A 9,841-nucleotide genomic window follows, 5' to 3' on the forward strand; every position below is an offset into this window, starting at 1 on the left:
GGCAGCGAACATGCATCGCGCGGACGGACGTGTCAGTGCCCGCGGCTACCTTCACCCCATGTCGTCCACGACCGTCCCCACCCGGGACGCACCACGCCGACCGCCCGCGCCGGGCGGGCCCCGGTTGCTCTCGGTCCACGCCTTCACGCCCACGGCGGTCGAGGGAGCCGCTCCGGTCCAGCTCGGGCTCGACGAGCTCGGTACGCCCCTGCAGGACGTGACCTTCGTGGTCGTGGACCTCGAGACGACGGGCGGCTCGCCCGCCTCGGCCGGGATCACGGAGATCGGGGCGGTCAAGGTCCGCGGCGGCGAGGTGCTCGGCGAGTTCCAGACCCTCGTCAACCCTGGTACCCCGGTCCCCGCGTTCATCGCGCGCCTCACGGGGATCACCACGGGGATGGTCGCGACCGCCCCACCCATCGAGGCCGTGCTGCCCAGCTTCCTGGAGTTCTCCCGCGGCGCGGTGCTCGTCGCGCACAACGCGCCGTTCGACATCGGCTTCCTCAAGGCCGCCGCCCGGGACGCGGGCTACGAGTGGCCGGGCAACCAGGTCCTCGACACCGTGCCGCTCGCGCGACGCGTCGTGACCCGCGACGAGGCCCCCAACCACAAGCTCTCGACCCTGGCCGCGCTCTTCCACGCGACCGTGACCCCCGAGCACCGCGCGCTGGCCGACGCGCGCGCGACGGTCGACGTGCTGCACGCGCTGCTCGAACGCATGGCGCCGTTCGGGGTCACGCACCTCGAGGACCTCGCGACCGCGACCGACCCGGTCCCGGCCGACGTCCGGCGCAAGCGCACGCTCGCCGACGGACTACCCGACGGGCCAGGTGTCTACATGTTCCGTGGTCCCGGCGAGGAGGTCCTCTACGTGGGCACCTCGACGTCGATCAGGCGCCGGGTGCGCAGCTACTTCACGGCCGCGGAGAAGCGTGGCCGCATGACCGAGATGGTCCGCATCGCCCACGCCGTCACGCCGGTCGAGTGCGCCACGGTGCTCGAGGCCCAGGTGCGCGAGCTCCGGCTGATCGCCGAGCACTCGCCGCGCTACAACCGTCGGTCCAAGTTCCCCGAACGCATGAGCTGGGTCCGTCTGACGAGCGAGCACCACCCCCGCCTGTCGATCGTCCAGGAGGTGCGCGCGGACGCCGTGCACATCGGTCCGTACTCGTCGCGGCGCCAGGCACAGCTCGCGATCGACGCCCTGCACGACGCCCTCCCCGTGCGCCAGTGCACCTCGCGGCTCCCGCTGCTGCCCGCCCGGGGGGCGAGCGCGTGCGCCCTCGCCGAGATGGGACGCTGCGGCGCTCCGTGCACCACCGCGCAGGAGCCGCAGGGCTACCCGGCCGTGGTGGGGCGCGCACGGGCGACCATGCTCACCGACCCGGGCGACGTCGTCGAGCACCTGACCGCGCGCATCGCCGAGCTCGCCGCGACCGAGCGCTACGAGCAGGCTGCCGACGTCACCTCCCGGCTCGAGGCCTTCCTCCTGGGCGCCGGGCGCGCCCAGCGGCTCCACCCGCTCGCGGCGTGCGCCCAGCTCGTCGCTGCCCGCCCCATCGAGGGCTCCCGCTGGGAGATCGTGGTCGTGCGGCACGCGCGGCTCGCCGCCACGGGCCTCTCCCCCTCCGGCGCCGACCCCTGGCCCACGATCGACGCGCTCGTCGCGACAGCCGAGGACGTCCCGGCCCCCGTGGCGCCCGCGCCCGCGTGCCACCCCCACGAGGCCGACCTGGTCCTGGGATGGCTCGAGCAGCCAGGGGTCCGGCTCGTCGACGTCAGCCACCCGCTCGCGTGGCCCGTCCGCTCGGCCCGCGCCTTCGCGGACGGCACCCGCACCGCGCAGCGCGTCGCCCACCACGGCAGGGCTAGATTGGGCAGCGGTTCCCCGACCGGCGAACCACGTGCCACGGACCCGACGGAGGACCCATGCTGACCGCGATCGTGCTGATCGACACCGAACCGAACCTCATCCCGGAGGTCGCCTCGCACGTCGCCTCGCTCAAGGGTGTCAGCGAGGTCTACTCGGTGACCGGCAAGGCGGACCTCGTCGCGATGGTGCGCGTCAACGAGCACGACGACCTCGCCGACGTGATCGCCGACAAGATCAGCAAGGTGCACGGCGTGCTGCGCACCGAGACGTTCATCGCGTTCCGCGCGTACTCCGACGTGGACCTCGAGCAGGCGTTCGCCCTCGGCCTGGACGACTGACCCGCGCAGGTCGAGGCGGACCGGACAGGGCGCCGCGCCGCGAGTCGGCGCGCGGCGCCGCACAGGCGGCTCCTGTCCTGACGAACCGCTGGAACCTCGGTGGGGCGGCCCTCGCAGGCCGCCCCACCGGTACGTGTCAGCGCGACGACGCGGCGACCCAGCGATCGAGGGCGGCCGCGGCCGCCCCCGAGTCGATGCTCGTGGCGGCGTGCTGCATGCCGGCCGCGATGCGCTCGACGAGGGGGCCCTCCGCGGTCCCCGGCAGGCTCGCGTCCGCGACGAGCGCGGCTGCCGCGTTGAGCAGGACCGTCTCGCGCGCAGGCCCCGGGTCGCCCGCGAAGACGCGCCGGGCGACCTCGGCGTTGAACACCGCGTCGGCCCCGCGCAGGTCCTCGACCGTGATCCGCTGGAGACCGAGGTCGCGGGCCGCGTCGAGCGAGTGGACGGTCACCGCCCCGTCGCGCACCTCCCAGATCGTCGAGGTGCCCGTCGCCGCCAGCTCGTCGAGGCCGTCGTCGCCGCGGAAGACGATCGCCGACGCACCACGGGACGCGAAGACCCCCGCGACGAGCGGGGCCATGCGCTCGTCGGCCACCCCGATCGCGGCGGCGCGAGGCTGCGCCGGGTTCGTGAGCGGCCCCAGGAAGTTGAAGGCGGTGGGCACGCCGAGCTCCTTGCGAGCGACCGCCGAGTGCCGGAACGAGGGGTGGAAGACCTGCGCGAAGCAGAACGTGATGCCGACCTCGTCGACGATCTGGGCCACGCGCTCGGGCGCCTGGTCCAGCCGGATGCCCAGGACCTCGAGCACGTCCGCCGAACCCGACGACGACGACGCGGCACGGTTGCCGTGCTTGACGACACGCACCCCGGTCCCGGCGATGACCACGGCGGCCATCGTCGAGACGTTGACCGTGTGCGCACGGTCGCCCCCTGTCCCCACGATGTCGACCGAGGGACCCGCGACCTGGAAGCGCGTCGCGTGCGAGAGCATCGAGTCCGCGAGGCCCCGCAGCTCACCGACCGTCTCGCCCTTGGACCGCAGCGCGATCAGGAACGCTCCGAGGCGGACGGGGCTGACCTCGCCCGTCATCACCCTGTCCATGGCCCATGCGGTCTGCGCGGCGCTCAGGTCATGGCCGGCGATGAGCTCCGTGAGGAGCCCGGGCCACGTCGGCTCCGGCTGCTCGGACACCAGGACGGTGGCCGGCGGCGTGGGGTCGGAGGAAGCGTGTGCCGGGTTGCCCGGGGTCGTGGTCACAGGACCTGCCCTTCATGAGGTCATTCGATCAGCGAGACGATCGCCCGCTGCAGCTCGATCGCGTCGAAGGGCCGAGGAACGGCATCGTCGGCGAGCGACCACGATGCTAGCCAACCGTCCTGGGGCCTGCCCGTGAGGACCAGAACGGGAGGGCACTCGTAGATCTCGTTCTTGAGCTGACGAGACAGCCCCATGCCCCCGGCCTTGTCGGCCTCGCCGTCGAGCACGAGGAGGTCCCAGCCGCCCGCGTCGGCCGCGGCGACGACCGCAGGAGCGGTCGCGACCTCCTTCCAGACGATGTCAGGAGCACCGACCCGCACCCGACGTCCGACCGCCATCCGGACCTGCTCGCGGACGGTCGCGTCGTCGCTGTAGAGCAGGATGCGGGGAGCGCGCGCCTCACGGGGCGCGGTGGTCGGCTCGACGGCCGTGCCCTGCGCGGACAGCACGCCGCCGGTGGACGTGGTCGTCGTGCCGCTCGTGGTCGACGTCATCGTCGCCTCCATCTCGTTCGGGTCTCACGTGGTCCCGACCGGTCCCGGCCGGGTCTGGTGGCACCGTGCCCGCGGTGCACGGTCGCCGACCGGCACCTGCTCGACGGGCACAGCGCTCCCCGGCATCTTGGCACGTCGGGTCGCGCCACGGCACCCCCCGCACCGGCGACGACCGGCCCGCGTCCGCCCACCGGACAGGGCGGCGCCCGCGGCCGGCATCGCTGCGGGGACACCGCGACCGCCGGGGTGCCTCGCGTGCCGTCGGGAGCACCGATCATCGTCGTTGTTTCATGGCAATTCCCGGCGCACCGTCAGGAAATACCCAGGGCCACACTCTTCGCAGAACGCCCGGAATGACGCCCTTTCATGGCACTTCAACGCGATCCGTCACGAAGTGCAGGGCTTGGTGGGGAGATCTGGAGACTTTGTGAGATTCGCCGCGCGCCACCCCCTGGTTCGATGGCCCAAATCGCTCCGACGTCGGCCATAATGGCTGGTGTGTCGACCGCAACGGCTGCCCCCCACGCCCACCAGCACGTGAGCGTCAACCGACCGAACCCAGTTTCGGTCGGGACGATCGTGTGGCTGGCCAGCGAGCTCATGTTCTTCGCTGGACTGTTCGCTATGTACTTCACCGCACGCTCGGTGATCCCGGCAGAGGAGTGGGCTTCTCAGACCGAGAAGCTCAACATCCCCTTCGCCGTGATCAACACGTCGGTGCTGGTCCTGTCCTCCGTGACCTGCCAGCTCGGAGTCCTCGCGGCGGAGCGCTTCCAGCCCGTCCGCACCGGATCGATCTTCCAGGTCAACCGGTGGGGGATGAACGAGTGGATCACGCTCACGTACATCATGGGTTCGTTCTTCATCGGTGGTCAGATCTACGAGTACGCCGAGCTCGTGCACGAGGGACTCACCATCTCGTCGCACCCCTACGGCTCGGTCTTCTTCATGGCCACGGGCTTCCACGGCATCCACGTCGTCGGTGGTCTGATCGCCTTCCTGTTCCTTCTCGGCCGGTCCTTCTCCGCCAAGAACTTCGGGCACCACGAGGCCACGACCGGCATCGTGACGTCCTACTACTGGCACTTCGTCGACGTCGTGTGGATCGCGCTGTTCTTCGTGATCTACATCCTCCGTTGACGCGGTGACGCCCGCGGCACCGATGCCCGGACAACCACACCTGCCCCCTGCACCCCCCACTTGCGAGACGAGGATCATTTCGTGAAGGCACTCGCCGCCCGCAGACACCACCGCTTCGCTCCGGTCGTGCTGCTGCTGCTGGCGCTGCTGGTCACCGGCGGCGTCTACGCCGCCTTTGCCCCGAGTCCAGCCAGCGCTGACACCGCCAGCACTGAGGACATCGAGACTGGCCAGAAGCTTTTCCAGGCGAACTGCGCCACCTGCCACGGCCCGAACGCGGAGGGCTCGGACACCGTTCCGTCCCTCGTCGGCGTCGGTGCGGCCGCTGTCGACTTCCAGGTGTCGACCGGTCGTATGCCCATGCAGATGGAGGGCCCTCAGGCCATCCAGAAGCCGCGCCAGTTCGACGACGAGCAGACTGCGCAGCTCGCTGCGTACATCGCGTCCCTGGGCGCCGGCCCGGCGATCCCGACCGACGAGCAGATCGACGCCTCGCTCGGCGACCCCGCGAACGGCGCGGCCGTCTTCCGCACCAACTGCGCGATGTGCCACAACGCCGTCGGCGCGGGCGGTGCTCTCTCGGAGGGCAAGTTCGCCCCTGCGCTGTGGGACACCTCCGAGCGCAACATCTACCAGGCCATGCTGACCGGCCCGCAGTCCATGCCGGTCTTCAACGACATGAACATCACGCCCGACGAGAAGCGCGACGTCATCGCGTTCCTCGTCGACCAGCGCCAGGGTTCTGCCGGTGGACTTGACCTCGGCTCTCTCGGCCCCGTCAGCGAGGGCCTCTGGGCGTGGATCGTCGGGCTCGGCCTGCTGATCGGCGCCGCTGTGTGGATCGGAGCGAAGTCGTCGTGAGCGACAACCAGAACTCGACGGACCTGACGAAGCAGGGCGGGCAGGAGCTCGACCGCTTCCAGGATCCAGGTATCCCGGCTCACAAGAGCCGGATGGCAGACCGTGACCCCCAGGCCGCCAAGCGTGCCGAGATGCAGGTCGTGATCCTCTTCACGATCTCGATCATCGGCACCATCGGCATGCTGGTCGCCTTCTTCGCCCTGCCGGAGGACACCTCCATCGCGGGCATCCGTACGGCGAACCTCATCATCGGGCTCGGCCTGGCCTTCGCGCTGCTCGGCATCGGTCTCGCGGCCGTGCACTGGGCCAAGACGCTCATGTCGGACCACGAGCACGTCGACGAGCGCCACGCGCAGCGCAGCTCGGACGCAGTCCGTGCCGAGGCCGTGCAGGCCCTGACCGAGGGCGCTGAGGACTCGGGCATCGCCCGCCGTGGCGTGCTCAAGGGCGCGGTCGTGACGGCCCTCGCGCTGTTCCCCCTCGCGATCGCTGTTCCCCTCGTGGCAGAGGTGGGTGGAGACTGGAACGTCAGCAAGTTCCGTCACACCCTCTGGAAGCCCAAGATGCGCCTCGCGCTCGACCCGTCGGGCCGCCCGATCAAGGCCGAGGACGTCACGATCGGCAGCGCCTTCCACGTGATCCCGGACGTGCCCGAGGAGGTGCGCAACTCCCACGAGTGGATCTCGGAGAAGGCCAAGGCGATCGTCCTGATGGTCCGCCTCGACCCGCGTGACCTCAAGGAGGCGCCCGACCGCAAGGACTGGTCCTACGACGGCATCGTCGCGTACTCCAAGGTCTGCACCCACGTCGGATGCCCCGTCGCGCTCTACGAGCAGCAGACGCACCACCTGCTGTGCCCGTGCCACCAGTCGACCTTCGACGTCGCGGACGGCGCGAAGGTCGTCTTCGGCCCGGCCAAGAGGCCGCTCCCGCAGCTGCCGATCACCGTTGACGACGAGGGCTACCTGGTTGCGCAGAGCGACTTCCACGAGCCCGTCGGACCGAGCTACTGGGAGCGCCTGAAGTGAGCACCAGCACCGCGGGACCCGCTGAAGCGACCGCAGACTACCTGGACCAGCGGACCGGCATCGCCGGGGCCGTGAAGGAGTTCGCCCGGAAGGTCTTCCCCGACCACTGGTCGTTCCTCCTGGGCGAGATCGCCCTCTACTCGTTCGTCGTCCTGATCATCTCGGGATTCTTCCTGACGATGTTCTTCGTGCCGAGCATGGGCCTGGTCACGTACCACGGTGAGCCGGCGACCATGAACGGCGTGCTCATGTCCGAGGCCTTCGCCTCGACGCTGCACACCTCGTTCGAGGTGCGCGGCGGCCTGCTCATGCGCCAGATCCACCACTGGTCGGCGCTGCTGTTCATGGCCGCGATCGTGACCCACATGATGCGCGTGTTCTTCACCGGCGCGTTCCGCAAGCCCCGCGAGCTCAACTGGATGGTCGGGTTCCTCCTGATGATCATGGGGCTCGCCGCGGGCTTCACGGGCTACTCGCTCCCGGACGACGTCCTGTCCGGCAACGGCCTGCGCATCACCGACGGCGTGGTCAAGTCGATCCCGGTCATCGGGTCGTACATGTCCTACTTCATCTTCGGTGGCGAGTTCCCTGGCGAGCACATCATCCCGAGGCTCTTCACGCTCCACATCCTCGTGGTCCCGGGCCTCATCCTGGCGCTCGTCGCGCTCCACCTGTTCTTCGTCGTGCTGCACAAGCACACGCAGTACCCGGGTGGCGGCCGCACCAACGGCAACGTCGTGGGCTTCCCGCTCTTCCCCGTGTACGTCGCCAAGGCCGGTGGCTTCTTCTTCGTGGTGTTCGGCGTCATCGCCGCCATGGGCGCCACGATGGCCATCAACAACGTGTGGAACTACGGGCCGTACGACCCCTCCCCCGTCTCGGCGGGCGCCCAGCCCGACTGGTACATGCTCTTCCTCGAGGGTTCGCTACGACTCATGCCGGGGCAGACCGAGTACGTGATCGCGGGCTACACGCTCTCGCTCAACATCCTCATCCCGGCGGTCGTGATCCCAGGCCTGCTGTTCACGTTCCTCGCGGTCTACCCGTTCCTCGAGGCCGCGGTGACCAAGGACAAGCGCGAGCACCACGTGCTCGACCGCCCGCGCAACGTCCCGGTCCGCACCGGGCTCGGTGTCGCGTTCCTGACGGCGTTCATCATCCTGGCCCTGGCCGGGTCGAACGACCTCATCGCGACGCACTTCCACCTGTCGATCAACGCGATCACCTGGGTGTTCCGGGTCCTGCTCTTCGTCGGTCCGGTGATCGCCTTCTGGATCACCAAGCGCATCTGCCTCGGGCTCCAGCGCAAGGACCGCGAGCTCGTCCTGCACGGGCACGAGACCGGCCGCATCGTGCGCTTCGCGCACGGCGAGTACATCGAGGTCCACCGTCCGCTCGACGAGCAGGAGCGCTGGCTCCGTGTGAACTACACGGCCCACGCCCCGCTCGAGATCGACCCGGCGACCGACTCGCGCGGTGTCCGCCGCAAGCGCTACAAGAAGGACCGTCGACTCCAGCGTCTGTCGCAGTTCTTCTACGAGGACCGGGTCGAGCCCGTGACCCCGTCCGAGCTCGCGGCATCGCACTCGCACGGAGAGCACGACGCCCTGGGCGCCGCGGACACGACGCACGCCGTCGAGTCCGGGTCGGCCGTGGGTGGCGGCAGCCACATCGTCAGCCCTGACGACACCGGGGCCGGCAGCACCAAGCACTGACCCGCTCCCCGCGGGGCACCAGAAGACCCGTGAGATTGTCTCGGCCTCGGCCGGAACAATCTCGCGGGTCTTCTGCGTTCCACCGGTGTCGCGTTCGATCGCATTTGCCGCTCTCGAGCGCGTTCGTCAAAGATGTCGCTCCTCTCCGGCGCGGCACACGATCCAGGAGGCAATCCGGCATGGCTGTCTACACCCTTCCCGAGCTGTCGTACGACTACGGCGCACTCGAGCCCCACATCTCCGGCCGCATCATGGAGCTGCACCACTCCAAGCACCNGGGCGGAGGTGAGGAGCTCGGCGAGGTTGGGCGCTCGACAAGCTCGCCGAGGCCCGCGACTCGGGCGACCTGGCCGCGGTCAACCTCCACGAGAAGAACCTCGCGTTCAACCTCGGCGGCCACGTCAACCACTCCGCGTTCTGGACCAACCTCTCYCCCGAGGGCGGCGGCGAGCCCACGGGCGACATCGCCGCAGCCATCGACGAGGACTTCGGCTCGTTCGAGAAGTTCAAGAAGCACTTCGCCGCGGTCGCCGCCGGCGTCCAGGGCTCGGGCTGGGCCATCCTCGCCTGGGACACCCTCGGCAAGAAGCTCATCATCGTCCAGCTCTACGACCAGCAGGGCAACATCGCCCTGGGCCTGGTCCCCATCGTCCTGCTCGACGTCTGGGAGCACGCCTACTACCTCGACTACCAGAACGTGCGCGCCGACTACGTCACCGCCTGGTGGAACCTCGTCAACTGGGCAGACGCCGACGCACGCCTCGCACGCGCCCGCACCCAGGGCGAAGGCCTCATCATCCCCGCCTGACCTCTCCCTCACCTCGACGGTCCTCGTGGGCCGTCGCGACGAGACCCGCGTGAACGGGAACGGCCCCGGCACCGCGGCGCGCACCACGCGCGACGCTGCCGGGGCTTTCCTGCGGGCAGCCAGAACCCTCCAGAAAGGTGGTCCGCCGTGACCTACGTGATTGCTCAGCCTTGTGTGGACGTGAAGGACAAGGCGTGCATCGAGGAGTGTCCGGTGGACTGCATCTAYGAGGGCAAGCGGTCGTTGTACATCCATCCTGACGAGTGTGTGGACTGTGGTGCGTGCGAGCCGGTGTGTCCGGTGGAGGCGATCTACTACGAGGACGA

General features: G+C 69.7%; 9 protein-coding genes and 2 pseudogenes. 9 read left to right on the plus strand and 2 right to left on the minus strand.

Features of this window, described 5'->3' with window-relative positions; translation table 11 throughout:
* Positions 1-58: 58 nt before the first annotated feature.
* Together ASE27_RS11600 and ASE27_RS11605 are read left to right on the plus strand one after the other, a co-directional pair.
* On the plus strand, positions 59-1,936 hold the full coding sequence (locus ASE27_RS11600) for a DEDD exonuclease domain-containing protein (protein WP_082608857.1): 1,878 nt from the start codon (positions 59-61) through the stop codon (positions 1,934-1,936).
* On the plus strand, positions 1,930-2,211 hold the full coding sequence (locus ASE27_RS11605) for an Lrp/AsnC family transcriptional regulator (protein ID WP_056650255.1): 282 nt from the start codon (positions 1,930-1,932) through the stop codon (positions 2,209-2,211). The genes ASE27_RS11600 and ASE27_RS11605 overlap by 7 nt, the downstream gene beginning before the upstream one ends.
* 136 nt (positions 2,212-2,347) lie before the next feature.
* On the opposite strand, the gene trpD is transcribed toward ASE27_RS11605, so the two are convergent.
* Both trpD and ASE27_RS11615 read right to left on the minus strand, forming a co-directional pair.
* Positions 2,348-3,403 carry an anthranilate phosphoribosyltransferase gene (gene trpD, locus ASE27_RS11610; RefSeq protein ID WP_056651321.1) on the minus strand — a complete coding sequence of 352 codons (1,056 nt, stop codon included), beginning with the start codon at positions 3,401-3,403 and terminating at the stop codon, positions 2,348-2,350.
* A gap of 86 nt (positions 3,404-3,489) precedes the next feature.
* Complete coding sequence (locus tag ASE27_RS11615; protein WP_235534393.1) at positions 3,490-3,963, minus strand: hypothetical protein; 474 nt, start codon at positions 3,961-3,963, stop codon at positions 3,490-3,492.
* A 489-nt stretch (positions 3,964-4,452) separates the two neighbouring features.
* Here ASE27_RS11615 and ASE27_RS11620 point away from each other — a divergent pair, with 489 nt between their 5' ends.
* The 7 genes and pseudogenes from ASE27_RS11620 to ASE27_RS20920 all read left to right on the plus strand — a co-directional run.
* Complete coding sequence (locus ASE27_RS11620) at positions 4,453-5,103, plus strand: heme-copper oxidase subunit III (RefSeq protein WP_082608858.1); 651 nt, start codon at positions 4,453-4,455, stop codon at positions 5,101-5,103.
* 81 nt (positions 5,104-5,184) lie between these two features.
* Positions 5,185-5,964: a c-type cytochrome gene (locus ASE27_RS11625; RefSeq protein ID WP_056650262.1), complete on the plus strand. Its 780-nt coding sequence runs from the start codon at positions 5,185-5,187 to the stop codon at positions 5,962-5,964.
* Positions 5,961-6,992, plus strand: coding sequence for a ubiquinol-cytochrome c reductase iron-sulfur subunit (locus ASE27_RS11630; RefSeq protein WP_056650265.1), 1,032 nt, complete (start codon positions 5,961-5,963; stop codon positions 6,990-6,992). The genes ASE27_RS11625 and ASE27_RS11630 overlap by 4 nt, the downstream gene beginning before the upstream one ends.
* Positions 6,989-8,707 (plus strand): cytochrome bc complex cytochrome b subunit, encoded by a 1,719-nt coding sequence (locus ASE27_RS11635; RefSeq protein WP_056650267.1) that lies wholly within the window; start codon positions 6,989-6,991, stop codon positions 8,705-8,707. The genes ASE27_RS11630 and ASE27_RS11635 overlap by 4 nt, the downstream gene beginning before the upstream one ends.
* A gap of 179 nt (positions 8,708-8,886) precedes the next feature.
* Positions 8,887-8,983: pseudogene (locus ASE27_RS20915) on the plus strand (superoxide dismutase); the annotation flags it as partial.
* Between the two features lies 1 nt (position 8,984).
* Positions 8,985-9,515: pseudogene (locus tag ASE27_RS11640) on the plus strand (superoxide dismutase); the annotation flags it as partial.
* Between the two features lie 147 nt (positions 9,516-9,662).
* On the plus strand, positions 9,663-9,841 hold a 179-nt coding region (locus ASE27_RS20920), incomplete at its 3' end, for an indolepyruvate ferredoxin oxidoreductase subunit alpha (RefSeq protein WP_369819018.1).

Source organism: Oerskovia sp. Root918 (genome assembly GCF_001428945.1).
GTDB lineage: Bacteria > Actinomycetota > Actinomycetes > Actinomycetales > Cellulomonadaceae > Oerskovia > Oerskovia enterophila.